18 protein-coding genes and 1 pseudogene are annotated in these 25,508 nt (G+C 74.8%); 12 read left to right on the top strand and 7 right to left on the bottom strand.

All coding sequences use genetic code 11. From position 1 onward, the window contains the following. Window positions 1–125: 125 nt before the first annotated feature. From ACQ614_RS33225 to ACQ614_RS33190, 8 genes are all read left to right on the top strand, one after another. The gene (locus ACQ614_RS33225) at window positions 126–1,325 is read left to right on the top strand and encodes an acyl-CoA dehydrogenase family protein (RefSeq protein ID WP_431682748.1); all 1,200 of its coding nucleotides are present in this window, start codon (window positions 126–128) and stop codon (window positions 1,323–1,325) included. A 115-nt stretch (window positions 1,326–1,440) separates the two neighbouring features. Beyond that, entirely contained in the window at window positions 1,441–2,106 is a 666-nt protein-coding gene (locus tag ACQ614_RS33220) for a methyltransferase family protein (RefSeq protein WP_431682747.1), read from the top strand. Then, window positions 2,103–2,762 (top strand): nitroreductase family protein, encoded by a 660-nt coding sequence (locus ACQ614_RS33215; RefSeq protein ID WP_431682746.1) that lies wholly within the window; start codon window positions 2,103–2,105, stop codon window positions 2,760–2,762. Before ACQ614_RS33220 ends, ACQ614_RS33215 begins: the two co-directional genes overlap by 4 nt. Further along, complete coding sequence (locus ACQ614_RS33210) at window positions 2,759–5,470, top strand: PEP/pyruvate-binding domain-containing protein (protein WP_431682745.1); 2,712 nt, start codon at window positions 2,759–2,761, stop codon at window positions 5,468–5,470. The genes ACQ614_RS33215 and ACQ614_RS33210 overlap by 4 nt, the downstream gene beginning before the upstream one ends. Then, window positions 5,467–6,378, top strand: coding sequence for a hypothetical protein (locus ACQ614_RS33205; protein ID WP_431682744.1), 912 nt, complete (start codon window positions 5,467–5,469; stop codon window positions 6,376–6,378). The genes ACQ614_RS33210 and ACQ614_RS33205 overlap by 4 nt, the downstream gene beginning before the upstream one ends. Next, entirely contained in the window at window positions 6,375–7,607 is a 1,233-nt protein-coding gene (locus ACQ614_RS33200; RefSeq protein ID WP_431682743.1) for a cytochrome P450, read from the top strand. Before ACQ614_RS33205 ends, ACQ614_RS33200 begins: the two co-directional genes overlap by 4 nt. Next, complete coding sequence (locus ACQ614_RS33195) at window positions 7,604–8,656, top strand: ketoacyl-ACP synthase III family protein (protein ID WP_431682742.1); 1,053 nt, start codon at window positions 7,604–7,606, stop codon at window positions 8,654–8,656. The genes ACQ614_RS33200 and ACQ614_RS33195 overlap by 4 nt, the downstream gene beginning before the upstream one ends. A gap of 38 nt (window positions 8,657–8,694) precedes the next feature. After that, complete coding sequence (locus tag ACQ614_RS33190) at window positions 8,695–9,465, top strand: AfsA-related hotdog domain-containing protein (protein WP_431682741.1); 771 nt, start codon at window positions 8,695–8,697, stop codon at window positions 9,463–9,465. A 60-nt stretch (window positions 9,466–9,525) separates the two neighbouring features. On the opposite strand, the gene ACQ614_RS33185 is transcribed toward ACQ614_RS33190, so the two are convergent. Next, window positions 9,526–10,347, bottom strand: coding sequence for an SAM-dependent methyltransferase (locus ACQ614_RS33185; RefSeq protein ID WP_431682740.1), 822 nt, complete (start codon window positions 10,345–10,347; stop codon window positions 9,526–9,528). A 139-nt stretch (window positions 10,348–10,486) separates the two neighbouring features. After that, the gene (locus ACQ614_RS33180) at window positions 10,487–12,052 is read right to left on the bottom strand and encodes a GMC family oxidoreductase (RefSeq protein ID WP_431682739.1); all 1,566 of its coding nucleotides are present in this window, start codon (window positions 12,050–12,052) and stop codon (window positions 10,487–10,489) included. A gap of 227 nt (window positions 12,053–12,279) precedes the next feature. Between ACQ614_RS33180 and ACQ614_RS33175 the strand changes: the two genes are divergently transcribed. Further along, complete coding sequence (locus ACQ614_RS33175) at window positions 12,280–12,846, top strand: TetR/AcrR family transcriptional regulator (protein ID WP_431682738.1); 567 nt, start codon at window positions 12,280–12,282, stop codon at window positions 12,844–12,846. Here ACQ614_RS33175 and ACQ614_RS33170 read toward each other — a convergent pair. After that, window positions 12,761–14,144: pseudogene (locus ACQ614_RS33170) on the bottom strand (carotenoid oxygenase family protein). The gene ACQ614_RS33175 and the pseudogene ACQ614_RS33170 overlap by 86 nt on opposite strands. Window positions 14,145–14,223: 79 nt before the next feature. Here ACQ614_RS33170 and ACQ614_RS33165 point away from each other — a divergent pair. Then, entirely contained in the window at window positions 14,224–14,865 is a 642-nt protein-coding gene (locus tag ACQ614_RS33165) for a TetR/AcrR family transcriptional regulator (protein ID WP_431682736.1), read from the top strand. Window positions 14,866–14,935: 70 nt separating this feature from the next. Here ACQ614_RS33165 and ACQ614_RS33160 read toward each other — a convergent pair whose 3' ends face one another. Beyond that, a complete protein-coding gene (locus ACQ614_RS33160) occupies window positions 14,936–15,907 on the bottom strand; it encodes a hypothetical protein (protein ID WP_431682735.1) in 972 nt (323 codons plus the stop codon). A 215-nt stretch (window positions 15,908–16,122) separates the two neighbouring features. Between ACQ614_RS33160 and ACQ614_RS33155 the strand changes: the two genes are divergently transcribed. Further along, the gene (locus ACQ614_RS33155; protein ID WP_431682733.1) at window positions 16,123–17,106 is read left to right on the top strand and encodes a DUF1702 family protein; all 984 of its coding nucleotides are present in this window, start codon (window positions 16,123–16,125) and stop codon (window positions 17,104–17,106) included. Then, the gene (locus ACQ614_RS33150; RefSeq protein ID WP_431682732.1) at window positions 17,103–18,500 is read left to right on the top strand and encodes a cytochrome P450; all 1,398 of its coding nucleotides are present in this window, start codon (window positions 17,103–17,105) and stop codon (window positions 18,498–18,500) included. The genes ACQ614_RS33155 and ACQ614_RS33150 overlap by 4 nt, the downstream gene beginning before the upstream one ends. A 116-nt stretch (window positions 18,501–18,616) precedes the next feature. Here ACQ614_RS33150 and ACQ614_RS33145 read toward each other — a convergent pair whose 3' ends face one another. From ACQ614_RS33145 to ACQ614_RS33135, 3 genes are read right to left on the bottom strand one after another with little or no spacing between them, the layout of a single operon-like run. Further along, window positions 18,617–19,186, bottom strand: a complete 570-nt coding sequence (locus tag ACQ614_RS33145) for a flavin reductase family protein (RefSeq protein WP_431682731.1) — start codon at window positions 19,184–19,186, stop codon at window positions 18,617–18,619. Between the two features lie 5 nt (window positions 19,187–19,191). Then, the gene (locus ACQ614_RS33140; RefSeq protein WP_431684095.1) at window positions 19,192–19,662 is read right to left on the bottom strand and encodes an acyl-CoA thioesterase; all 471 of its coding nucleotides are present in this window, start codon (window positions 19,660–19,662) and stop codon (window positions 19,192–19,194) included. Window positions 19,663–19,664: 2 nt separating this feature from the next. Further along, a complete protein-coding gene (locus tag ACQ614_RS33135; protein ID WP_431684094.1) occupies window positions 19,665–25,466 on the bottom strand; it encodes an SDR family NAD(P)-dependent oxidoreductase in 5,802 nt (1,933 codons plus the stop codon). Between the last annotated feature and the right edge of the window lie 42 nt (window positions 25,467–25,508).

Raw genomic sequence — 25,508 nt, 5'->3', positions numbered from 1 at the left:
CCGAGAGGGCACGCTGGGAGGAGTCGGCTCCCGGCGGTCCGCCCGACACTGGTGTCCACCTCCCGGATACCCGCCCTCCGTCAACGGTGGCGCGCGGCTCGGACCGGATCGAAGGAGCGAACCCCATGAACGACCGTTTGAAGCGGTACCGGCTCCCGGAAGCCGCGCCCACCCCCGAGCAGTGCGAGTGGCTCGGCCGGGTCGACCGGGTCGCCCCGGCGGTCGAGGCGCACCGGGACGCCGCGGAGCGCGACCGGAAGATGCCGCGGGAGGTCTACGCCGCCCTGCGCGACGCCGGGTTCACCCGCATGTGGGTCTCCCGCGCGTTCGGGGGCGAGCAGGTGTCGCTGACGGCCGGCATGTACGCGCTGGAGGCGCTGGCCAGGCTCGATGCCTCGGTGTCCTGGCAGATCGGCGTCCAGGGCGCCATCGGCCGCCTGTCCGACTACCTGCCGGAGGCGACCTCCCGGGAGCTGTTCCGGGACTGCGAGGGCTTCGCGGTCGGCGGGGTCAAGCCGTCCGGCCTGGCCGAGCCGGTGGACGGCGGCTGGCTGCTGCGCGGCGAGTGGGCGATGGGCTCCGGTTCGGCGCACGCCGACTGGCTGGTCTGTACGGCGCTCGTCTGCAAGGACTGGCAGCCCGTGCAGACTCCGACCGGCCCGGACATCGTGATGCTGTACGTGCCCGCCTCCGAGGTCCGGATCGAGGACACCTGGTACACCGTCGGCCTGCGCGGCACCGGCAGCAACCACTTCCGCGTCGAGGAGCGGTTCGTCGCCGACGCGTACGCCGTCCGCAAGGGCCGCATGGTCCAGGCGCCACCGGAGCGTGACTCCCGGGCCTACCCCATCGGGTACTTCGACTTCGGGCCGTTCTCCACCGCGCCGGTCGCGCTCGGAGTGGCGCAGGACGCGCTGGACGCGTTCTGGACCACCGCCCACGCCAAGACCCCGGCCAGCGGCAGCCGGACGCTGGCCGCCAACCACGTCGTCCAGGAGCGGTTCGCGCGCGCCGAGGCGGCGCTGTACTCGGCGCGGCTGCTGCTGTTCGAGGCGGCCCGGCAGGTCGAGGAGTCCGGTACGGCCGGCGACGACCTCAGCTCGCTGGTACGGCTGGCCTCGGCGACGGTCGGCGAGGCCGCGACGGCGGCGGTGGAGACCGCGTACACGCTGGCCGGGACGACCTCGATGTACGCCTCCAGCCGACTGGAGCGGGCCTTCCGCGACGTCAACTCTGTGACCAAGCACATCGCGCTCTCCTACTCGCACTTCGAGACGGTCGGCGCCTACCTCCTCAGCGAGGAACCGCTGGTGATGCGGCGTTAGCTCCACTGCGGCCGGGCCGGCCGCGACCGGGCAATACGTGAGAAGGCCGCCCGGCCGGGCCGCAGCAGACTGGGACCTCGTCCACGCCACCGGAAGCCGGAAGCCGAGGTCCCCCATGCCCGACGACCCCCTGACCACGCCCGGGACCGGGAGACGGCGGGCGATCGGCCCCGCCCTGTTCGGCCTCGGGCTGGTGGTGAACGCGGCCGGGCTGGTGGTGAACCTGCGGCGCGACGACCAGCCGCTGCGCTGGTACGCCGTCGCATTCGTGGTGGCGAACCTGCTGTGGCTCATCCACGAGATGCCGGTGACCCTCGGCAAGCCGGACACGCCACCGCACGAGGTGGCGACCCTGGTGGTCTACGGCTGCACCCGGTTCGCCACCGTGGCGGCATCCGTCCTCGCGCCGATCGCCTGGGACCGCGCCCTGCCGTGGCTGCCGGTGGCGGCCGCCCTGTACGCCGGCGGCATCGGACTGCGGCTGCTCGCCATCCGAACGCTGGGCCGGTTCTACTCGCACTACGTGATCCGTCGCGACGACGAGTCGATCGTCCGCACGGGGCCGTACCGGTTGATCCGGCACCCCGCGTACGCGGGCATGCTGACCGCGCACGTCGGGCTGGTGCTCTTCTTCCTGAACTGGATCGCGGTGCTGCTGCTGGCCGCGCTGGCGGCCGTGCTCGCCTGGCGGATCCGGGTCGAGGAGCGGGCACTGCTGACCATCCCCGCGTACCGCGACTATGCAGTCGGCCACGCCCGCCTGGTGCCGGGACTGTGGTGAGCGCGCCCGCCGAGCTCGCAGAGCTGACCTGCGAGGAGCTGCTGACCACGACCCGCTCGGTCCGCCGCGGCCTGGACCTGGACCGGCCGGTGCCCCTTGAGCTGGTCCGGGACTGCCTGCGAATCGCCGTCCAGGCGCCGAACGGCTTCAACCGGCAGGACTGGCGCTGGATCGTCCTCGCCGACCCCGACCGGCGTGCCGAGGTCGCCGCGGTCTACCGGGCCGCCTTCAACCGGCGCTTCGCCGCACAGCTCGAACGCCTGGACGAGGTCGACCCGGTCACCCGCACCGCGCTCGCCGACGGGCGGGACCTGGCCGCGAAGCTGCACCGGGTGCCCGTCCTGCTGCTGCCCTGCCTGGAGTTGGGCGAGCGCCGGCTGACGGCCGACAACCAGGCGGGGGTGTGGTCCTCGCTGGCCCCCGCCACCTGGAGCTTCATGCTGGCCGCCCGCACCCGGGGCCTCGGCACCGTGCTCACCACCGTTCACTTGGACGCCGAGGCCGAGGTCGCCGCCCTGCTCGGCCTCCCGGCGAACGTGCGCCAGGGCGGGCTGCTGCCCGTCGCGTACGCAGTGAGGACCCGGTTCCGGCCCGGCCCGCGCCGACCGCTGGACGAGGTGCTGCACCTCGACGGCTGGAACGGGGCCCGTGGATGAGCGGGCCGGCCACCGCACCCCCGCTCGGCCCGGTGCACGGCGCCGACCTGCTCGACGCCGGGCTGATGGGGCACAAGTTCGCGCGGCTGGAATCGATGCGCCGGGCCGGGTTCCCGGTGCCGGATCTGTTCGGGCTGCCCGCCGCCGCCTTCGACCTGGCCACCGCCGAGCTGCGCGCCGCTCTCGCCCCCGCACCGCCGGCCGGCGATCCTGCTGCCGTCCGTGCCTGGGCGTTGGCGGCCGGGGCGGCCGCTGCCGCTCTGGCCGTCCCCGAGCCGCTGGCCGCCCGGGTGCTGGCGGCCTTCGACGCGATGGCGGGCCCGGACGGACTGGTCGCGGTGCGCGCCTGTGTGGTGCCCGCGCCGGGCCTGCCGGGCGAGGACGACGGCGCCGATCCGTTCGCCGGGATGAGCGAGAGCTTCCTCTACGTCCCGCGCGCCGACCTGCTGGACCGGGTGGCCCGGTGCTGGGCGTCCGCCTACCACCCGCAAGCCGTGCACTACCGGCTGCACCGCGGCGCCGACCCAGCCGCGACCCGGGTCGCGGTCGGCGTGCAGCGGATGGTGCCGGGCGCCCGGTCGTTCGTGGCGTTCACCCGCGACCCGCGGGACGGGAGCGGGCGGCACATCGTCGCGGCCGCGTACGGCATCGGCGAGGGGGTCGTCCAGGAACGGGCCGACATCGACCACTTCTTCGTCACCCGCCCCGGCGGCGAGGTCCGCTCCCGGCTGGCGCACAAGCGGCGGATGCTCGGCCCGCCGGTGCCCGGCGGGCCGAGCGGGCCTGCACCACTGGAGGTGCCGACCGCGCTGGCCGACCGGCCGGTGCTGGACGCGGCGCAGCTCGCCCAGGTCACCGCGGCGGCCGAGCGGATCGAGGAGCACTTCGGCTGCCCGCAGGACATCGAGGGCGCGTTCACCGCGGACGGCCTCCTCCAGGTGCTGCAGGCCCGGCCGATGGTCCTGCCCGAGCCCGGCGCGGCGCCGGTCCGGTGGAGCAACCACAACATCACCGAGAGCTATCCGGGGGTGTCCGGCGCCCTCACCTACAGCCTGGCCCGGGCGTTCTACCGGTCGATCTTCACCGACCTGTACCGGCGGATGGGGGTGCCCGAGGAACGGCTGCGCGCGCAGGCGCACCGCCTGGAGCGGATGGTCGGCCTGCACGGCGGCCGGGTCTTCTACCGGATCGACGACTGGTACGAACTCCACGGCCAACTGAAGGAGTTCGAGTTCGTCCGGGGCTGGTGGGAGCACGCCATGGGCCTGGCGGCCGACCCGCGCATCCCGCTGCGGCCCGGTTGGCGCCGCCGAGCCCTGGCGCTGGCCCCGGCCACGGTGCGCCGCCTGCTGCGGCACCCCGCGGAGGTGCGCGGCTTCCTGCGCTGGTGGGACGCGCTCGCCGCGTCCGCCGACGGGCTCGACAGCCGCGGGCCCGAGGAGCTGGTCGCCTTCCACCGGCGGATGTGGGCGCAGGTCGCGGCGCGCTGGGGCACCACGTTGACCAACAGCTTTCTGACCATGCAGGTCACCGTCGTGCTGGACGCGCTGCTGCGGCGCTGGGCCGGACAGCGCGACCACGCGCTGATGACCGGCCTGCTCGCGGGCGGGCCGGAGAACCGCTCGCTGGCAGCGCTGCGCTCCGGCCTGGCGCTGGCCGAGCTGGTCGGCGCCGACCCGCGGGCCCGGGACCGGGTGCTCGGCGCCCGGGACGCCGCTGACCGCCGGGCGGTGTGGGACGAGCTGGTCGGCGGCGGGTACGGCCCCGACCTGGCCCGGGTCGCCGCGGAGCACCTGCGCCGGTACGGCGACCGGGCGGCCGGCGACCTCAAGCTGGAGCAGCCGACGCCCCGCCAGGACCCGGGCATGGTGCTGGACATGGTGGGACCGCTGGTCCGCCAGGGCCGGACCGTCGAGGGAAGCCGCGCCGACGAGCGGCGGGTGCGCGCGGCCGCCGAGGAGCAGCTGCGGAACTCGTGCCGCGGGCCGGTGCGCCGGGCCGTGCTGCGGGCGCTGGCCGCGCTGGTGCGCTCCCAGATCAAGGTGCGCGAGGACACCCGGTTCTGCCGCACCGAGCTGTACGGGCTGTCCCGGCGGATCCTGCGCAGGCTCGGCGCGCTGCTCGCCGAGGCCGGCCACCTGGACCGCGCCGCAGACGTGTTCGACCTGACCGTAGAGGAGGTGCTCGGCGCGTTCGACGGCACCCTGCCGGGCGCCCGACCGCGCGAGCTGGCGGCGCTGCGCCGAGCCGAGCGGGAGCGCTGCGAGGCCCGGTCGGCGCCCGCCACCGCGCTGGTCACCGCGGCCGGGGTCCCGCTCGCACCGGCGGTGCCCGCGGACGGCCTGGACGGGGCCGACGGGCCGGCGGAGCAGGACGGCGTGCTGCGCGGCCTGGCCTCCAGTGCGGGCCTGGTGCGAGCCCGCGCACGGGTGGTGCTCGACTCGGACGTGTCCCCCGAGTCCTGCCGGGACGCGATCCTGGTGGCCCGGGAGACCGATCCCGGCTGGCTGTTCCTGATGACGGCGGCGAGCGGCCTTGTGGTCGAGCGCGGCACCCTGCTGTCGCACACCGCGATCACCGGCCGCCTGCTCGGGGTGCCCACGGTGGTGGCAGTGCCCGGCGCGACGGCGCGGATCGCGGACGGCGCCTGGGTCGAGCTCGACGGCGGAGCGGGCACGGTGCGGCTGGTGGAAGGGCCGGAGCGGTGACCGCCCGACTCGGCCGCTACCTGGCGGGCAGTTTCCCGCCGCTGTTCTACCTGCCGTACGCGCTGGCCTGGTCGCTCGGCGGCTCGGCGCTGTTCGTGCTCGCCGATCCGCGCCTGACGCGCTGGCGGCCGGGATGGGCGACGGTGGCGACCACGGTGACCTTCGTGGTGCTGGTGCTGCTGATGCGTGCCGTGGACGACCTGCGCGACCTGGATTACGACCGGGTGCACCACCCCCGCCGCCCGCTGGCCTCCGGCGCGGTCCGTCCGCGGGACCTCGCCGTGCTGATCGCGGGGGGCGCCCTCGCGGTGCTCGCCCTGAACGCCCCGCGCGGCGCCGCTGTCACGGCGGCGGCCGCCGCGCCGCTCGGGTACGCGCTGCTCCTGCTGGCCGTCGGCCTGCGGTGGCAGTGGCCGCCGGGCGACGACCTGGGGTTCGGTGCCCTGCTCGGCCTGCCGGTGCAGCTGCTGCTCAACGGCTACCTGGGCGCGGGCGTGCTGCACGACGGCGGCCTGTCGCCGGGCCGCCACGACCTGCTGCCGGTCCTGACCGCCGTCGCGGTGTTCGCGCACCTCGAGTACGGACGCAAGCTGACCCGCAGCCCGGCGGCGGGTGAGCGCAGCTACGTCACCGTGTACGGCGTCGGCGGCACCGTGGCGGCGGCGCTGGGCGGGGCCGTGCTGTCCGCGGCCCTGGGCCTGCTGCTGACCCGGCCGTGGAGCAGCGGCCCGGGCGCCGCGCCGTGGGGGTGGCTGCTGCTCGCCCCGCTGGGCTTCGCCGCGTACGGCGCCGACTGGTTCCTCCGGCGGCGGGCCGTCCGCTGGCCGGCGGGAGCGGCGGCGCTGTTCCTGATCTGCACCTTCCTGGCCCACCTGGCCGTCGCCCTGCTCGGAAAGGACACGAGTTGAGTTCCGAGGCCCTCCCCGGGTTCCCGTTTCCCGGCTGTCCGGGGGCGCGTCCGCCCGCGAGGTACGCGCAGCTGACGGCCGAGGCCGGCCTGCCGCGGGTGCTGCTCCCCAGCGGCGTCGAGGCGCTCCTGGTCACCCGGCACGAGGAGGTCCGGGCGGTGCTCGCGGACGACCGGTTCAGCCGGGAGGCGTTCCCGGGCCGCCCCATGTTCGCGCGCTCCCCCGAGTCGATCTCGCTCGCGGTGAGCGACCCGCCGGTGCACACCCGGCGCCGCCAGGCCGTGCTGCCCTCCTTCACCGCCCGGCAGGCCCGGCTGCTCGAACCACGGGTGCGCGAGCTGGCCGGCCGGGCCCTGGACGCACTGACGGCCTTGCCGCAGCCGGCCGACCTGGTCGAAGGGTTCACCGTGCCGTTCGCGCTGGCGGTGGTCACCGGCCTGCTCGGCATGCCCTGCCCGGACGGGCAGCGGCTGCGGCCCCTGATGGCCGCCATGACGTCGGTCGGCGGCCGCGCGCCGGAGGAGGTCGCCGAGGCGCACCGGCAGGTGCAGGCCTACTTCGCCGGGCTGGTGGCCCGGCACGAGGCGCGGATTGCGGCGGGCCGCCCGGGTGCGGACGTACTCAGCCGGCTGCTCGCGGCGCCGGACGGCGAGCGGCTGAGCCACCAGGAGATCGTGGTGTTCGGCGCCGGGACGCTGATGGCGGGCTTCGAGACCACCGCCAACCAGCTCGCCATGACCGCGCTGACGGTCCTTCAGCACCCTGGCCTGGCCGGGCGGCTGCGGTCCGACCCGGCGGGGCTGGAACGGGCGGTGGAGGAGACGCTGCGCTGGAGCTCGCTGATCGGCACCGGTGGGGCGGCGCACGTGGCACTGGAGGACGTGCGGGTCGGTGAGGTCCTGGTGCGGGCCGGCGAGGTGGTGGTGCCGTTGCACGACGCCGCCAACCAGGACGCCGCGGTGTTCGAGCGCCCGGACGCGTTCGACCCGGAGCGCGAGCACAATCCGCACCTGGCTTTCGGCCACGGCCGCCACCTGTGCCTGGGCGCGCCACTGGCCCGCGTCGAATTGCGGATCGGGCTCGCCGCCCTCCTGGAGCGCCTCCCCGAAATACGCCTCGCCGAGCCCGACGGGCGACTCCGCTGGCGCGAGGGCGTGTTCATCCGCGGCCCGGAGGCCGTCCCGGTGCGCTGGGACGTCCCCGGTCCGGGGGACGGAGGCGTCGGATGAGGACGCCGGGGCTGTGGATCGCAGGCCTGGGGACCCACCTGCCGCCGGTGGTGAGCGCCCGCCAGGCGGTCGCTCGCGGCTGGTACGACGCCCGGACCGCCGAGGAGAGCGGCTGGACGGGCGCGACCGTGGCCGGCGAGCTGCCCGCGCCGGAGATGGCGGCGCTCGCCGCCGAAGCGGCACTGAAGCGGTCCGGGCACCCGCCGGGCGACGTCGCGGTGCTGCTGCACGCCTCCACGATGGCGCAGGGCCCGGACGCGTGGCCGCCGCAGAGCTACGTGCAGCGCCGCACCGTGGGCGGCGACGCCCCCGCACTGGAGGTCCGGCAGGCGTGCAACGGCATGCTTGCCGCGATGGAGCTGGCCGCCAGGTGGCTCACGGTCGACGACCGGCCGGCGGCGCTGGTGACCGGTGCGGACAACTTCGGGCTGCCGCTGATCGACCGCTGGCGCTACGCCGAGGGTGCGGGCACCAATCGGCTGTCGATCCTCGGCGACGCGGGTGCCGCCGTGGTGCTCTCCCGGCACGGCGGCTTCGCCCGGCTGCTGGCGGTGGGCAGCATGTCGGTGCCCGCGCTGGAGGAGATGTACCGCGGCGGCGTGCCGCTGTTCCCGCCGGAGCAGTCGCTCGGGCTGCCGGTACGGATCGGCGAGCGGCTGCGGCGGCACCGGGAGTCCGACCCGGAGGCGTCCGCCGCCGCCCGCCGGGCGCTGGACGGCGCCCGGCTCGCGATCGGCACCCGCACCCTCGCCGAGGCGGGCGTCACCGCGGACCGGATCACCCGGGCCACGCACGTGTTCTCCGGCGGCGTGGCGTACCTGGAGAGCGTGCTGGGCCCGCTGGGCATCGACGCCTCGCGCGGCCTGCTGGAGTTCGGCCGCACGACAGGCCACCTCGCCACCTGCGACCACGTGGTGGGGCTGGAGCACCTGCTGACGACCGGTGCGATCGGTCCCGGCGACCACGTCCTGATGATGAGCAACGGGGGTGCCTCGCTGGCCTGCGCCGTCGTCGAGATCGTCTCCCGACCCGACTGGGCGCGGCCCTGACCCCTTTGCGTCCCCGACCGGAAGGAACGACCCCGACGATGAACGACGGTTCCGAGCTCCGCACCCTCGTCCTGGTGGGCGACCGCTTCGCGCGGTTCGCGGCCCACGACCGGGTCACCACCGTCGGCGCCTTTCTCGCCGCGGCCCGCGCCGGCGGCTACGACGGCCCGGCCGGACCGGTGCTGCTGCGGCTCGGCCAGGGCGTGGACGAGCACGATCTGGCCCGGGTCCGCGCCGCGGCCGACCGGCTGGCGCCCGGCCGGGTCCTGGTGGAGCCGCGCCCGGCGGGCGCGCTGCCGCCGGTGCGGGAGGTGCACAAGCGGGTGCCGCAGAACGTGGTGGTCGCGGACGTCGAGCAGGTCGCGGAGGACGTGTTCCGGGCCGCGCTGCGGCTCCACAACGACAACGAGCTGCTCCTCGACCACCAGGGCAGTCGACACGTGCAGGGCATGATCGCAGTCGAGGCGGCCCGGCAGCTGTTCCTGACGGTCAGTGAGCGCTTCTACGCGGTGCACCGGCCGGAGCTGCGCTACAGCTACCTGCTGACCCTGCTCGCCACCCGGTTCGAGAGCCCGCTGTTCCCGGTCGACGCGACCGTCGAGGCGGTCGTCCTGCGGGCAGACCTGACGGACCCGCAGAAGCTGGAGTTCGGGTACCGGATCGACGTCGTGCAGGCCGGTCGGCGCACCAGCTCGACCTCCCTGGAGGCGGTGGCGCTGCCGGAGGGCCACAGCGACGCCCGCGAGGACCGGCTGACCGGCCGGGTGCTGGCCGAGGTCCTCGGCGCGGAGCGGGATCCGGTCGGGTGACGGGCACGCAGAAGCCGTACCGGACCGTCTGGGCGGTCCGGTACGGCTGGTGCCGGTGCGTCACGCCTTGCGGGCGACGCCGCACCACATCGGCATCGGCCTGGGGCCCGCCTCGCCCGGCTCGGGCCGCCAGTCGGGCAGTTCGGCCACGCCGGGCTCGACCGGCTCCAGGCCGGCGAAGTACAGGTCGGCGGCCTCCTGCCGGGTCCGGCGCACCACCGACTCCCCCCACTGCCGGTTGAGCAGCTCGAAGGCCTCGTCCATCGCGGCGTCCTCGCCGACCCGGGCGAACTGCGAGAAGGCGACGTGGCTGCCGGCGGGGACGGCGTCCACGATGCGCTTCATCAGGTCGGCGGGGCCCTGGTCGTCGGGGAAGAAGTGCAGGATGCCGAAGAGGATCACGCCGATCGGCTGGTCGAAGTCCAGCACGGCCTTCGCCTCGTCGAGGATCCGGTCGAGGTCCTTCATGTCGGCGTGCAGGTAGCGGACCTCGTCCTCGGGCACGTCGGCCAGCAGGTGGCGGGCGTGCGCCACCACGACCGGGTCCTTGTCCACGTACACGACCCTGGCGTCCGGGGTGATGCTCCGCGCCACCTCGTGGGTGTTGTCCATGGTGGGCAGGCCGGTGCCGATGTCGAGGAACTGCCGGATGCCCGCGTCGGAGGCCAGGTGGCGGACGATCCGGACCAGTGCGCCGCGCGCCGCCTGGATGTCCACCCGGACGTCGCCGCCCGGCCAGGAGGCGAACGCGTACTCGGCCGCTGCCCGGTCGGCCGCGAAGTTCGCGGTACCGCCGAGCATCAGGTCGAACACCCGGGAGACGTGCGGGACCTCGGGGTCAACACCCGCGATGTTCCCGGAGGCCGGGTTTTCCACTGTCATCGCCGTTCCTTTCCGAAGGGCCGCGCCGAAGGGGCGCGGACATTTTTCCGATGCCGGGAGAATCGTCCCAGCGGGGGCCGTGCGGGGATTACTCCGAGAATGCCGGATGGGAATTCCCGGCGACTTTTCCGACCCGGCGTCAGTGCTCGCGCAGCGCCTCGGCGATCCGCTCGCCGATCAGCACGGTGGTCAGCGCGATGTTGGCGCACACCATGGACGGCATGACCGAGGCGTCCGCCACATGCAGGCCGGTGACGCCGCGGACGGCGCCGAACTGGTCCACCACCGCACCCGGGTCGTCGGCCGGGCCCATCCGCAGGGTGCCGGCCGGGTTGAAGGCGGTGTCGACGACCGTCTCGACGTACTCCTGCAGCAGTTCGTCGTCGTGGACGGTCTTCTCGTCCAGTGCGACCACCCGCTCGGCGTGCGCGCCGATCCCGGCCGAGTTCGCCAGCTGCCAGCAGGTGCGCACCGCTTCGGCGAACAGGCCGTGGTCGCGCCGGTCGGTGAGGTAACCGAGGTCGATGTGCGGCGCGCTGCGCGGGTCGGCGGAGGAGAGGGTGATCCGGCCCCGGGAGTGCGGGCGGCGGACCACCGCCATGACGCCGAACACCCCGTCGGCGCCGGCGGCGGCGCGCAGCCGGGGGAAGTGGTGGGCCAGGTTGAAGTGGTTGACCATCGCGTAGTACATGTCGTTGAAGCGCTCCGTGCCGCCGGCCGGGGCCGGGGCGGTGGTGCGCAGTACGATCTGGCCGGTGGAGGCGCGTTCGTCGGCCGCGCCGGGCCGGGGTGTCAGGAAGACGCCGATCCGCGGCTGGTCGACCAGGCCCTCCCCGACGCCGGGCAGGTCCGCCTGCAGGGGGATGCCCAGCTCCGCCAGGTGCCCGGCGGGGCCGGCTCCGGAGCGCAGCAGGATCGCGGGCGAGCCGACCGCCCCTGCCGCGAGCACGACCCGGCGCGCCGTCAGGGCGCGTGCGGCTCCGCCCTCCAGGATCCGCACGCCGCGGGCGGTGCCGTCCTCGATCAGCACCCGGTCGACCAGGGCGTCGGGGACGACGGTCAGGTTCGGGCGGCCGGCGGCGGGCCACAGGTAGGCCATGGCGGTGGAGACCCGTTCGCGGGCGTCGCGGCGGTTGGACGGGATGGGGCCCACGCCTGTGGACAGCGGGTGGTTGTGGTCGGCGGCGTACGGGTGGCCCGCCTCCAGGCAGCCTTCGAGGAACAGGCGCTGCACGGTGGTGAGTTCCTCGGAACGCCAGCGCCGGACGGGAATCGGGCCGCCGGTGCCGTGGTGCGGGTCGGTGCCGAAGTCGAGGTCGTCCTCGATCGCGCGCAGCCGGGGCAGTGCCTCGTCCCAGCTCCACGCCGGGTTGCCGAGGGCGACCCACTCGTCGAGGTCGGCAGGGGTGGCGCGGATCATCACCGTGTTGCCGACGGCGGAGGAGCCGCCGGTGACCTTGCCCTGCGGGAAGGCGGTGCGGCGGTCCGCGGTGAGCCGCGCGGACAGCCCCCAGCCGTGCCGGGCCAGCGACATCGCGTTGCCGTTCAGCAGGTCGTCGGGGGTCTGCTCGCGGGTGGCGTAGTGCGGGCCGGCCTCGACGAGGGCCACGCGCCGGGTGCCGTCCTCGCTGAGCCGCGCCGCGACCACTGCCCCCGCGGTGCCCGCGCCCACCACGATGTCGTCGAAGGAGTCTGAGGCGACCATGCGGCTCTCCCCGGTCGGTGCGGTCGAATTCCCCGCACCGTATCGCCGGGTGCCCCGCGCGGACTTCTCGCCTATTGCCCGGGGAAGGGCGCCCACAATTCGGGATTGGACGGATCGGGCACGGACCGGAAATCGGCGCGGCACGGTGTCCGGATTCGGCATTCTCGAAGAAGCCGGGGCGGCGGCCGTGGCGCGACGCTCGGCGCGGGAGGTGGGCGCCGATCCGGATGACGGCGGATCAGCGGCGGGACGCGGTGGTGCGGGTGGCGGTCGAGGAGTTCGCCCGCGAGGGCTTCCACGCCGCCACGACCGCGGCGATCGCGGACCGGGCCGGGGTGTCGCAGCCCTGCTTGTTCCGGCTGTTCGCCGCCAGGCGCGCGGTGTTCCCGGCCGCCGCCGGACTCGTGACCGGCGACGCCGCCCGGGCGTTCACGGCCGCCGCCGAGGGCGCGAGCGGCGTCGCCGCTCTGCGGGCCGGGGAGCGGGCCTGGCGGCGGATGGTCGGCGCGGGGAGCCCCTTCGCCTTCCAGTGGCAGCTGCACGCCGCGGCGTCCGACCCGGTGATCCGCGCGGCGGCGGCCCGACACCGGGGGGTGTCGTGGCGGACCGTGGCCTCGGCGACCGGTCTGCCCGGCCCGGCACTGGCCGCCTTCTTCGGCCGCGTCCTGCCGGCGGGCGCCGCGACCGCGCTGCGGCCGGGGCCGCCGCTCACCACGGCGACGGCACCCACTGCGCGTGGAACCCGTGCGGCACCCGCACCGGCAGCGGCACGACCGCGACCGGCGGTCCGGTGAAGTCGGCGGTGTCCAGGACGACCAGTTCGCTGCGGTCGGCGGCGGGGTCGTACACCAGGGTCAGCAGCCAGCCGTCGCCCTCCGGGGCCATCGCGTCGCGCGGCACGAAGACCGCCTCGCCGCCCTGCCGGCCGCCGGCGAAGGCGTGCCGGTCGGTGCGACCGGTGGCGAGATCGTGCCGCAGCAGTGCGGGGCCGCACAGCGCCGCGCCCTGGCCGGGGGCGAGTTCGACGGTGAAGGCGTAGCGGTACGGCAGGCCGGTCCGCCGTTCGTCGATGCGCGGGAACTCCTGCACCCGGTCGTCGAGTCGGCGTTCGAGCACGGCGCCCTCGCGGGGGTCGAGGGTCCACCGCCACAGGGTGGGCGCGGACTCGCTGGGGTGCAGCCGGTCGCGGTCGAAGGCCCGCTCGTGGCGGATCACGTCCACGATGATCCGGCCGTCCGCGTCCTCGAAGGCGTTGACGGGGTGGAAGACGAAGCAGGGCGGAACGTCCAGCCAGAGCGCGCAGGCTCCCGGCCGGTCGCGGGGGACGATGCCGATCCGGGCGTCGCGGTCGGGCTGCCAGGTGTGGGGCACGGGTGAGCCGGCCCTGGCCTCGGCGGGGTCGTGGGCGACCGGCAGGTCGAACAGGACCGTGTGGCGCTCGGTGAGTGCGAAGGCGTGCATCCAGGGGCGGCCCTTGACCGGCACGGGCAGCGCGCTGCGGACCCGGCCCTCGACGTCGACGGTGAGCAGGACGGCCTCGTCCCCGGCCGGGTCGACGGCGACGGCGTGGAGTTCGCCGGTCACCGGGTCCGTGAGGGGGTGGGCGCAGAACCCGCCGGGCAGGGTGCCGTCGAAGTCGGTGCGGGCGAGGGTGCGCAGTTCGGCGTCGAGGACGAGCGGCAGGGCGCCGCCGTCGGTGACGGCCAGGGCGGCCGGCATGGCGGACCAGGTTGGCGTTGACGTTGCCGTCGAGGCCCCGGCGCGGTCCGGGGGTGGGCAGTTCACCGAGTTCGCGGCTGAGGGCGTCGCCGCGCAGCCAGCGGTTGCGGTACCAGTGGGCGCGGCCGCCGCCGAGGCGCAGTCCGTGCACCATGCCGGCGCCGGCCAAGGCGTGCTGCACGGCGGGGTCGTGCTCGCCGCGGGCGTTGGGGCCGATCCGCAGGAAGGTGCCGTCCAGTTGCGGCGGCAGGGTGCCGTGGACGGTCAGGTCGGTGTGCGCGGTCTCGGCGGGCACCGGCCGGTAGCCGGGTCCGAGCAGGTGGGTGGTGCTGTGCGGGTGGCTCCTCGTGGTGTGTCCGGTGGTGCCGGGCATGACCGCCCCCTCCATCGATAGCACTGTTACATAACGCCGTCATTGATTAGAGTCACAGGCAGCTGACATACTGTCAAGGGTGAGTCCACGGCGAGTTGACCCGAATCTCAGTGCGCAGCTGATCGAGGCCGCGGCGAAGCTGCTCAGCGAAGAAGGACCGGCCGCGCTGTCCACCCGCAAACTGGCGGCCACCGTGGGCACCTCGACCATGGCGGTGTACACGCATTTCGGGGGCATGGACGACCTGGTGCGGGCGATGGTCCGTGAGGGCTTCACACTGCTCAACCGGCGGCTGGAGGCGGTCGAGGAGACCGACGACCCGGTCGCCGACGTGGTCGCGCTCGGCTGGGCGTACCGGGCCAACGCCCGCGAGCACCGGCACCTCTACAACGTGATGTTCGGCGGCTCCAGCCTCAGCGGCTTCTCACTCACCGACGCCGACCGGCAGCACGGCCGCTACACCCTGGAAGCCCTGGTCCGGGCGGTCAAGCGGTGCATCGCCGCCGAGCGCTTCCTGCCCTCCGACCCGGAGCTGGTGGCTCATCAGCTGTGGATCGCCCTGCACGGCCTGGTCACGCTCGACCTCGGCGGTTACCTGGTGGAGCCGCTCACCGCGGACGTCTGCTTCGAGGCGCAGATCTGCGGCATGATCCTCGGCGCCGGCGACGACCCGGCGCTCGCCCGGGAGTCGGTCGCCCGGGCGGCGAAGCGGCCGGTCTGAGCCCGCAGCAAGACGGCGGGCCCGGACCATTGGGGTCCGGACCCGCCGCCGTCGGCGCGAGCGGTGCGTACTACGCGTTCCAGGGCGCCTTCGGCCACCAGATGTAGCCGAGGTTGCCGAGCAGCCGCACGTCCCAGTAGATCACCGTGAACGCGCCCGCTATCAGGAACGCGGATGCGGTCAGCGTCGCCGCCCGGCCCGGCTTGGTGGCCAGCCAGCGCTGCACGGGCGTGCCGAGGACGAAGGACAGCACCAGGAACAGCAGCGCCATCACCAGGATGTTGCCGATCGACTGGAGCGAGAACGCCACCGCCCCGTACAACGGGTTGTGCTCCGACGCCGCGTGCCGGAACAGGTTGCGGAACAGCGGGTAGGGGCGGCCGATCAGGAAACCGCCGACCAGCGCGCCCACCAGCACCAGCGGTGCGTTCGGGAACCGGCTGGCCACCCTCGCCAGCGGGTCGGGCAGCACCCCGGCCGCAGCCAGTCCGATCACCACCATCACCAGGCCGACCACTCCGAACACGATCATCGCCTGAAGTATCCGCGGCGAGATCGTCCCGTGCGTGGACGTCGTGGAGAACTGCGGCATGTGGGTGCCGAGCAGGCCGACCAGCACCCCGTACGCGGCGGAGACCGGCAGCATGCCGGCCGTCATCCAGCCCAGCGGGCGCAACGCGTGCACCAGCCGCTGACGGCGGGTCAGGCTCATCTGCCCGACCAGCGGGCCGACCGCGCCGAACACCGCGACGTTGCAGGCGGTGAACGAGCCGGCCAGTCCGGAGACGAAGGCGAACAGAACGCCGGCGGCGATGCCGCTCAGCGGTGTGTTCTTGGCATCGTGGCCGAGCAGTTGGTTCGCGGTGGTGAAGCCGATCTCGTCGTCGGCCAGCTTCGAGGACCAGGCGTAGGCGAGCAGCAGCCCGCCGAGCAGGCCCAGTAGGACAACCAAGGCACGGCGCTGCGGGAACAGGCCGTTGACGAACAGCGAGGTGGCGCGCGGCGGCGCCTTCACCGTCCGGCCCGTGATGGTGTCGGTCACGTACGTTCTCCTCAGCTCACGGGTCGGCTTCCGACAGTCGATCGGAAACCTCGGGGGCGCGGGGCGTGACAGAGTGTCGTGGATCGCCCCCTCCCGGTGGCTACTCCCGTGTTGCCCGGCATCGGCACTGTGGGAGTAGTCCGGCGCCCCGGGGCCCCGAAGCATGTAACCGGAGAGCTGCGGCCATCCGGGCACGCGGCGGGCGGGAGGCAGTGATGAGCGGAGGCTGGCGGGCGGTCCGACGACGCCTGTTGACACCGAGCCACACCGAGACGAAGTTGTCCACCAGGGGCTTCCACCTGAAGGACGAGGCGGCTCGAACCAACCTGGAGACCGTCGGCGCGAGCTTCCTCGACGGCTACGCGATCGCCGTCGAGGCGCGCGACCAGGACGAGGCGCACGGGCGGCTGGAGCTGATCCCGGTGCGCTACCGCGGCTTCGCCTACGAGGGCGCGGCGATGGGCCTGGCCATGCTGGACGGCCTGCCGCTGCCGGGCAGCGGCAGGGTCGCGGAGTTCCTGGCGGGCCACGGCGCGCCGCACGACTACATGGTGCACGTCGGCGTCGGCTGGGCGATGGCCCGGTTGCCCCGCTTCCGCTGGGCGGCCGTCGCCCCCGCCGACCCGCTGCTGCGCTGGCTCGCCCTGGACGGGTACGGGTTCCACCAGGCGTACTTCCGCACCGCGCGGTACGTGCACGGGCACCACCGGGAGGGCGCCTTCCCGTGGCCGGGCGACGAAACCCGGCGCTACGCCGGGCACGCCATCGACCAGGGCATCGGCCGGGCCCTGTGGTTCATCGGCGGCACCGACCCGGCCGTGGTCGCCGACCTGGTCGACGGCTTCCAGGCCGACCGGCACGCCGACCTGTGGGCCGGCGTCGGCCTGGCCGCCTGCTACGCCGCCGGCGCGACCGAGGCCGAACTGCGCCTGCTGCTCCACCGGGCCGGCTCGTACCGGCCCCAGCTCGCCCAGGGCGCGGCCTTCGCCGCCACCGCCCGGGTGGAGTCGGGCCTGCTCACCGAGCACGCCGAGGCCGCCACCGCGGTGCTCTGCGGCCTCACCCCGCAGCAGGCGGTCCAGGTCTGCTCGCAGGCCCGGCCGCGACCGTCCGTCGACGGCGAACTGACGGCCTACGAGGTGTGGCGGCGGGAGATCTCCGAACGGATCGCCAGCGGAGCCTACGGGGCCCGCGCGTGACCGCCGCCGAGTCCGCCCCGGCCGCGGCCCGGCCGCGCGGCGGCGCGCCCCGCCGGCCCCCCGGGCCGTCCCGCGCCGCCACCCCGGTACTGCTGGCCCGGATGGCCTCCGACCGGCTGGCCGTGATGACCGCGGCGGCGGCCGCCTACGGCGATGCGGTGCGCCTGCCGCTCGGCCCGAAGACCCTGTACTTCTTCAACCACCCCGACCACGTCCGCCGGGTGCTGACCGACAACAGCTCCAACTACCACAAGGGCATCGGCCTGGTGCACGCCCGGCGCGCCCTCGGCGACGGCCTGCTGACCAGCGAGGGCGAGCTGTGGCGCGCCCAGCGCAAGGTGATCCAGCCGGTGTTCCAGGCCCGCCGGATCAACCGGCAGGCCGGGGTGATCGCCGAGGAGGCGGCACTGCTCGCCGAGCGGCTGCGCCGCGCGGCGGGCGCCGGCCCGGTGGACGTCCGGCAGGAGATGACCTCGCTCACCCTCGGCGTGCTCGGCCGCTCCCTGCTGGACGCCGACCTCGGCGCCTACGAGTCCATCGGGGAGGCGTTCGAGGTCGTCCAGGACCAGGCCATCTTCGAGATGATGAGCCTGAGTTCGGTGCCCTCCTGGGTACCGCTGCCGCTCCAGCTCAGGTTCCGCAAGGCCCGCGCCGAGCTGGACCGGATCGTCGCCGCGCTCGCCGACGAGCGGCGGCGCCACCCAGCCCCCGACGGCACCCGCGACGACGTGCTCTCCCGGCTCGTCGACGCCACCGCCGACGAGCGCGACCCGGTGGCGCGGCGGGCGCGGATGCGCGACGAACTGGTCACCCTGCTGCTGGCCGGCCACGACACCACCGCGAGCACCCTCAGCTGGACCCTGTACCTGCTCGACCGGCACCCGGAGGTCGGTGACAAGGTCCGCGCCGAGGTGGACGAGGTGCTCGGCGACCGGCTGCCGACCTTCGAGGACATGCACCGGCTCACCTACACCTCGATGGTCCTCCAGGAGGTGATGCGCCTGTACCCGGCGGTCTGGCTGCTGCCCCGCAAAGCACTCGCCGAGGACGAGATCGGCGGCTTCCGGGTGCCCGCCGGCGCCGATGTCGTGCTGTGCCCCTACACCCTGCACCGCCACCCGGACTTCTGGGACGACCCCGACCGCTTCGACCCGGAGCGCTTCGCCAAGGGCCGCACGGCGGGCCGCCACCGCTACGCCTACGTGCCGTTCGGCGCCGGCCCGCGGGTCTGCGTGGGCAGCAGCCTCGGAATGCTGGAGGCGACCGTGGTGCTCGCCGTCCTGCTGCGCCGGCTGCGGCTGGCCGTCCCGCCCGGCCACCGGGTGCGGGCCGAACCGATGCTGACCCTGCGGGTCAAGGGCGGCCTGCCGATGACCGTGCAGCCACGCGACTGACCTCCCGCACGGGAAGGGGCCCGGACCGCCGAGCGGTCCGGGCCCCTTCCCGTGCGGGAAAGCCGGACGCCCGGCCGGGAAGGTCCCGGCCGGGCGTCGGTGCGAGCGGCCCGTCGTCAGCCGGCGAGCCTGGCGAAGGCTCCGCCGTGGTACAGCAGCGGGTCCCCGCCGACGGAGCGGCCCGCGCCCAGCACCGAGCCGACGAAGATGGTGTGGTCACCCCCTTCGTGGACGGCGCTGAGCCGGCACTCCAGCCACGCCTGGACGTGGTCCAGCACGGGCGCCCCGGTGTGGCGGCCGCGCGTATGGCCGATCCCCGCGAACTCCCGCACCCCGCGCGGACGCCGGTGGTCGGCGAAGTGCCGCGCCACCCACTCCTGGTCCCGGGCGAGCACCGACACCGCGAACGCCCTCTCGGCCAGCACGGCCGCGTGGACCGCCGCCGACTTCACCACGCACACCAGCACCTGCGCCGGCTCGAGCGAGACGGACGTGAAGGAGTTGGCCGTCATGCCGCACGGGGTGTCGCGCCCCGCGGTCAGTACGGTCACCCCGGTGGCGAAGCGCCCCAGCACCCCGCGCAGCGCCCGGCGGTCGCGGACGTCCGCCTCGGGCGCCTCCACCGGCAGCGGGGGCAGGTCGAGCGAGCCGGGCAGCGGTGCGGAAGCGGACGGGAAGGAGGACATGGCGATCACCCCACGGTGGTGGTGCCGGTCAGGGAGGGCGCCGTCGCGGGGACGGCGTAGGGCTCCAGGGCGAGCCGCAGCGGCTCGGGCACCCTGGTGGGACGGGTGTCGGTGTTGGGGCCGCGCATGCAGGCGACCCGCTGCTGCCCGCGCGCGACCAGGTACTCGCCGCCGTCCGGCGCCAGCCGGACGTAGTCGAAGGTGAAGGCGACCTGGGTCTGGGTGAGGTCCGCCAGCCGCATCCGGATCGACAACTCGTCGAAGGCGGTGATCTCGGCGAAGAACTCGCAGTCCACCTTGAGGGTGAACAGCTTGAGGTCGGCGCGGACGTCGGCGAGCACCTCGGGAGCCTTCTCGAGGAGGAACATCTCTCGGCAACGCCCCTGCCAGCGCAGGTAGTTGACGTAGTAGACGTTGCCGACCAGGTTGGTCTCCTCGAAGCCGACGAGGTGGCGGTACTCGTAGTAGTCCGGCATGGTCACCGGGCACCTCCGGTCAGGACGGTGAAGGCCACCGGATCGGCGACGCCGTCCAGGGCGGTCACGAAGCTCACGATCCGGTGCGCGCCGCCGCGGAACGCCACCCAGCCGGCCGGGAGCCCGGAGGCGTCCTCCAGGCTGAGCGCCGCCACCGCGTGGCCCGCCTTGCGCAGCGTCTCCACCGCGCCCCACACCCTGGTCGCGGCCGTGCTGTACGGCTCGCCGCGCTCGGCGGCCAGCAGCCCGGCCAGCGCCGCGCCGTCCGCGCCCAGCATCCCCTCCCACGCCTCGGCGGTCCGCTCGGCGGCCACCTCGACGTCGCAGCCGACGCCCTCGTCGGCGACCACCGTGAAGGTGACGCCCGCCGCGTGCGAGGAGGAGATCCGTCGCCCGTCGGCCAGTTCGGGCCGTCCGTCGGGGCGGTGGTGGACCTCGGTGACCCGCCCGAGCGCCCAGCTCGCCGCCTCGGCGGTGCGCCGGCGCCGGTCGGCGACCGAGGCTCCCGAGCCCTCGCCGCCGGGCAGCACCACGCACCGCACCGGATGGCCGAGCGCCGCCTCGACGCGCCGCTCCAGGAACGGGCCGAGCAGCGCGGGCAGCCACGGTCCGGCCCCGTCCTGCTTGCGCACCGCCCGGAGCAGCAGGCCCTCCCACCGCTCGACCGGCAGACCCGTCTCGTCACGCACGTCGAGGTCGTAGAGGTAGCTGTCGCCGTCCCGGGAGCGCTCGCGGGCGTCCAGGAACAGCAGGCGACCGGTGCGCGCGGCGTCGGCGTCGGCCAGGTGCAGCCGTTCGACGCTGACCGGCAGCAGGGTCGCCTCGGGGACGCACGCCTGGATGGAGTGCATCAGCGCGTCACGGGTGCCCGGGTCGGCCAGCAGCAGGTCGCCGGGGTGGTAGCCGGCGAACCAGTCGGTGCGCGGGGTGTCGTCGATCTCGACCAGGCAGTGCCGAGCCGCGAGGTCCCGGTAGCCGAGCAGCCGCTGGAAGCGGTCGCCCTGGAACAACACCGGGCCGTACAGCTCGCTCGGCGCCAGCGGTACTCGCGGCACCTCCTCGGTGACCGGCGCCGGCTCGCCCTCGGGCCGCGCCGCGCCGAAGCGCAGCGTCGCCCGGAAGTGGTCTGCCTGGAAGCCGGTCTCGCTGCTGCGCACCACCGCCTCGACGGTGTCGGGTCCGGTGGCGAGGACGGCGACCCGCAGGGTCGTGGCGCCGTTCACCGGGACGACGATGGGCCGCAGGAACCCCATGTCCTCCAGTACCGGGACGCCCTGGTGTCCGGTCAGTGCCGTGGCCGCCTGGGTCATCGCCTCCATGCCGAGAACGGCGGGGAAGAGCAGGTCGCCGTCCAGCAGGTGGTCGGGCAGGTAGCGGTCACCGCCGCCGGTGAGCTCGGCGTCCACGACCAGCTCGATGCCGGGGTAGTGCACCTGGGGGCGCTCCAGGAAGCGCAGCAGCGGCAGTTCGCGCTGCTCCAGACTGATCGTCGGAAGGCCGCCCGCCCGGCCCATCACCACCAGCGCCGGGGCGGTGCCGGGGGTGGCGAGCAGTCGGCCGAGCAGCGCCACGCCGTCGTCGGCGGGGATCGGCTCGATGCCCTCGCGGACCAGGGCCTCCAGCACGCCGAGCCGCTCCCCCATGCCGGCGCCCGACCAGACCGACCATTCCAGGGCCAGGCAGCGGCAGTCGGGGTAGTCCTGCTGGAAGCGCACGGTCAGCTCGGTGAGCCAGTCGTTGGCGGTGGCGTAGTCGGCCTCGCCGCGCAGGCCGGCCCGGCCGATGATGCTGCCGAAGGTGACGAACAGGCGCAGCGCGGCCGGGTCGACGGCGGCGAGGACGGCCTCCACACCGTCGATCTTGGTGGCGAGCGTCCGGCGGAACGACGCCTCGTCGAGGGTGCCGAGCGCCTGCGGCTCGTTGCGGCCGGCGCCGTGCAGCAGGCCGGTGACGGGGCCGAGTTCACGGGTGATCTCGGCGACGGCGGCCTTGACCTGGTCGGCGGAGGTGACGTCGGCCTGGGCGTAGTGCACCCGGACGCCCGCGGCCGCCATCCGGGTGAGGTTGTCGGCGAGTTCGGTGTCCCGGGCGGGGTCGGAGCGGCCCAGCAGGCCGATCGCCGCGCCGTTGGCTCCGGCGAGGGCGATGGCGCACTCGGCGGTGATGCCCTTGCCGCCGCCGGTGACCAGCAGGACGTCCTGCGGGCCGAGCGCCTGGTGGTCGGGGTCGGGCCGGAGGTCGACGGCGCGTAGCACCGGCACCCGGCGGGTGCCGTCGGCGTCGTAGTGCACCTCGCTGAACGCGGTGGTGGCGGCGGTGTCGGCGGCGATCCGGGCGCTGATCCGCTCGGCGTCCTCGGCAGGCAGGTCGTCGGCGATCGGCAGGGTGACGACGGTGACGGGGATGTCGGGGGCCTCCAGGTGCAGGGTCTTGGCGAGGCCGGCCGCGCCCCGGCGGTCGCCGACCGCGACCAGCCGGGTGCCGGCGGCGCGCCGGGCCGGGTCGAGCGCGGCCCGCGCGGCGGCCAGCATCAGGCCGAGGTGGCGCTGGTCGCAGTCGCGGGGCAGGGCGAGCAGGACGCCGTCGCCGGGGCCGGCGGCGCCGAGCCGTTCGGCGAGCGGCCCGGCCAACGGGTGCCGGTCGGTGGCGAAGACCTCCCAGCGGCCGCCCGGTCCGGCCGCGGGGGCGGGCGGAGCGGCCTCGGTCAGGTCGACCAGGAACGGGCGCACCCAGGACGCCACCCCGGACGCGGCGGCCGGCTGGCGGCCGGCCTCCGGTGACTGATCAGCCAACTCGTCGAGCAGTTCTGAGAGTTGGATGAGCGTCGAGGTGGCGAAGGCGGTGGTGACCATCGGGGCCGCGATGCCGAGCTCCTGGGCGGCCTGGTTCATGATCTGGCCGACCGTGATGGAGCTGAGGTGCAGTTCGTCCAGCGGGTTGGCGGACGGGTCGACGGTGTCGACCGGCAGCTCGGCCCGCTCGGCGGCCAGCCGGATCAGCACCTCCAGGCTGGAGGCGCCCTCCCCGGCGCGGGCGGCCGCGGGGGCGGCGGCCGACGCGGCGGGCTGCGGCGGCGCGGCCTGCTCGGAGCGCTCCAGCACGAACTCCTCGCCGCCCGCCTCGCACGGGCTGGCGAAGAACCGGAACTCCTTGTCGAGCGCCAGTGGCCGGGTGAAGCGGTCGGCGAACAGCTGCTCGTGCCGGACGGGCGCGCCCATCGTCCAGGCGGCGGCAACGGCGCCGAGCAGCCCGGCCAGCGACAGCGCGTCGGCCTCGGTCGCGACCGCGGGCACGGCGGGGAGGACCTCGGCGGCCAGCGACTTGAGGATCTGGCCGGGGCCGACCTCGATCAGCATGTCCACCTGCCCGGCCATCGCCTGCAGCGCCTCGGTGAAGCGCACCGGCTGGACGACCTGACGGGTCAGCAGGTCCACCACGTCGGTGTCGGCGGGCAGCAGGTCGCCGGTGACGGTGGAGACCAGGCCCTCACCTATCGCGCCGAACCGTTCCTGCGCCAGGTGTTCGGCCAGTCCGGCCGCGGCCGGAGCGACGGCCGGCGAGTGGAAGGCGTGCGAGACGTGGACCCGTCCCACTCCGATGCCCTGCCGTTCGGCCAGCGCGCAGACCCGTTCGACCGCCGCGACCGGGCCGGAGACCACGGTCTGCCGCGGACTGTTGTAGCCGGCGATCACCACCGGCTCGCCGACGACCAGCGCCTCGGCGAGCGCGGGGGTGGTGGCGAGCGCGGCCATCGTGCCGCCGCCCGCACTGGCTTCGGCCATGATCCGGCCGCGGGCGCCGGCCGCGCGCAGCACGGTGTCTTCGTCCATGGCACCCGCCCAGTGCAGGGCGGTGAGTTCGCCGAGGCTGTGGCCGGTGGCACGGACGGCCTCGATGCCCAGCAGGTCCAGCACCCGCAGGCCCGCCACCGAGGCGGCGACGATGCGGGGCTGGGCAACGTCGGTGGCGACCTGGTCGCCGTCGGCGGGCAGGCCCAGACGCTCGTACAGCCCTTCGACGGAGGAGAAGCGGCGGCGCAGCGCCCCGCCGTCGCCGCGCCGGCCGGCGCCCTGGCCCGGGAAGAGGAACCCGATGCGAGGTGCCCGTCCGGCGCTGCCGAGGAAGATGCCCTGGGCGGGGTTGAGGGCCGAGCGGGCCCCGGAGTCCAGCAGCAGGGTCAGTGCGGTGAACCGCTCCACGGCCTGCTCGGGCGAGGAGGCCAGCACGGCGGCGCGCAGCGGCCGGCCGGCCAGGTCACGCTCCAGGGTGGCCGCCAGGTCGCCGAGTTCGGCGTAGGACAGCTGGGCGCAGAACCCGGCCAGCCGGGTCGCCTTGGCATGCAACTCGGCCGGGTCGGCACCGTCCAGCAGGAACAGTTCGGTGTCCTGGCGGGAGGCGACCAGCCGGCGGGCGACGGCGGGCACGGCGGTGCGCAGGACGCCGTCGGCGTGCTCGACGACGACATGCGCGTTGATGCCGCCGAAGCCCATGGAGGAGATCCCGGCCCGGATCGGCGCGCCCTGGGGCCACAGCTCGGCCCGGTCGGGGACGCGCATCGCCGGTGCGGGGCCGGTGAGTTCGGGGTGCGGGTCGACGTGGCTGGTGGCGGGCGGGATCACCTGGTGGCGGACCGCCAGGATCGCCTTGAGCAGCCCGGCGACACCGGCCGCGGCCTTGGTGTGGCCGAAGTTGCCCTTGACGGTGCTGAGCGCGGCCGGCCCGTTCGCCCCGGCGGCCCGGCGGGCCTCGGAGAACGCACGCAGCTCGGTGGCGTCGCCGACGGCGGTGCCGGTGCCGTGCCCCTCGAAGTAGCCGACCGTCTCGATGCCGAAGCCTGCCGAGCGGTAGGCACGGGTCAGGGCGAGCCGGTGGCCGCTCGCCTCGGGACGGGTGATGCCGCCCTTGCCGTCGGAGGAGTAGCCCCAGCCGGGGATGGTGGCGTAGCGGAACCGGCCCCGGGCGCGGGCGTCCTCGTCGCGCATCAGGACGACCATGCCGCAGCCCTCGCCGGGCCAGAAGCCGTTGGAGCCCTTGTCGTAGACCCGCATCTCGCGGGTGGCCAGCGCCCCGGTCTTGGCGAAGCCGATGACCTCGAACGGGTCGATGCTCAGGTCCACGCCGCCGGCCACCGCGACGTCCATCCGGCCGTCGATCAGCGCGTCGCACGCGGTCGAGACGGACAGCAGGGAGGAGGAGCAGGCGCCGTCGACGGTGAAGCCGCCGCCCTTGAAGTCGAAGTGGTTGCAGATCCGGCCGGCGATGGTGTTGGCCAGGCCGCCGGCCAGGGTGTCCTCGCCGATCGGCGGGAAGGCGCTCTTGTAGCGGCCCTCCAGGCCGTCCAGGAAGGCGGTCAGCGCGGTGTCGTCCCAGCCCTGTTCGCGCAGTGCGGCACCCACGGTGCGGCGGACGTACGGCCAGCGCAGGCGCATCAGGTTGGCCCGGCTGAACTCGCCGGTGAGGGTGTTGCCGATGACGACACCGGTGTTGGCGTCCTCCAGGCCCTCGCCGAACGGGAAGCCGGCGTCCTCCAGGGCGCGGGCGGCGGTGTCCAGGGCCAGCCAGTGGGTCATGTCGGTGGCGCGGAAGGTGCTGCCCGCGACACGGTGGCGGACGCGGTCGAACTCGAAACCCTCGATGACGGCGGCCTTGGCGCTGTAGAAGCGGTCGGGAGCGGCGGGGTCGGGCGAGTAGTAGTCCTCGGCGCGCATCCGCACGTCGGGCAGCTTGCGGAAGGCCCGGCGGCCCGCCAGCACGTTCTGCCACAGCTGTTCGGGACTCTCGGCGTCGGGGTAGCGGCAGGCCATGCCGACCACCGCGATCCGTCCGCGGCCGGCCGGCTCGTCACC

Source organism: Kitasatospora dryopteridis, from assembly GCF_050749075.1.
In the GTDB taxonomy this organism is placed as follows: domain Bacteria; phylum Actinomycetota; class Actinomycetes; order Streptomycetales; family Streptomycetaceae; genus Kitasatospora.
The sequence above is the reverse complement of the archived record's forward strand: the minus strand, read 5'-3'. Positions and strand labels throughout refer to the sequence as shown.

Bases quoted from the DNA above. Each gene is read 5' to 3' on its own strand.
- ACQ614_RS33175 (WP_431682738.1), top strand. From the start codon at position 12,280: ATGACGGCGGATCAGCGGCGGGACGCGGTGGTGCGGGTGGCGGTCGAG.
- ACQ614_RS33135 (WP_431684094.1), bottom strand. From the start codon at position 25,466: ATGGCCTGCCGCTACCCCGACGCCGAGAGTCCCGAACAGCTGTGGCAG.
- ACQ614_RS33180 (WP_431682739.1), bottom strand. From the start codon at position 12,052: ATGGTCGCCTCAGACTCCTTCGACGACATCGTGGTGGGCGCGGGCACC.
- ACQ614_RS33145 (WP_431682731.1), bottom strand. From the start codon at position 19,186: ATGTCCTCCTTCCCGTCCGCTTCCGCACCGCTGCCCGGCTCGCTCGAC.
- ACQ614_RS33140 (WP_431684095.1), bottom strand. From the start codon at position 19,662: ATGCCGGACTACTACGAGTACCGCCACCTCGTCGGCTTCGAGGAGACC.
- ACQ614_RS33195 (WP_431682742.1), top strand. From the start codon at position 7,604: ATGAGGACGCCGGGGCTGTGGATCGCAGGCCTGGGGACCCACCTGCCG.
- ACQ614_RS33225 (WP_431682748.1), top strand. From the start codon at position 126: ATGAACGACCGTTTGAAGCGGTACCGGCTCCCGGAAGCCGCGCCCACC.
- ACQ614_RS33185 (WP_431682740.1), bottom strand. From the start codon at position 10,347: ATGACAGTGGAAAACCCGGCCTCCGGGAACATCGCGGGTGTTGACCCC.
- ACQ614_RS33190 (WP_431682741.1), top strand. From the start codon at position 8,695: ATGAACGACGGTTCCGAGCTCCGCACCCTCGTCCTGGTGGGCGACCGC.
- ACQ614_RS33155 (WP_431682733.1), top strand. From the start codon at position 16,123: ATGAGCGGAGGCTGGCGGGCGGTCCGACGACGCCTGTTGACACCGAGC.
- ACQ614_RS33220 (WP_431682747.1), top strand. From the start codon at position 1,441: ATGCCCGACGACCCCCTGACCACGCCCGGGACCGGGAGACGGCGGGCG.
- ACQ614_RS33210 (WP_431682745.1), top strand. From the start codon at position 2,759: ATGAGCGGGCCGGCCACCGCACCCCCGCTCGGCCCGGTGCACGGCGCC.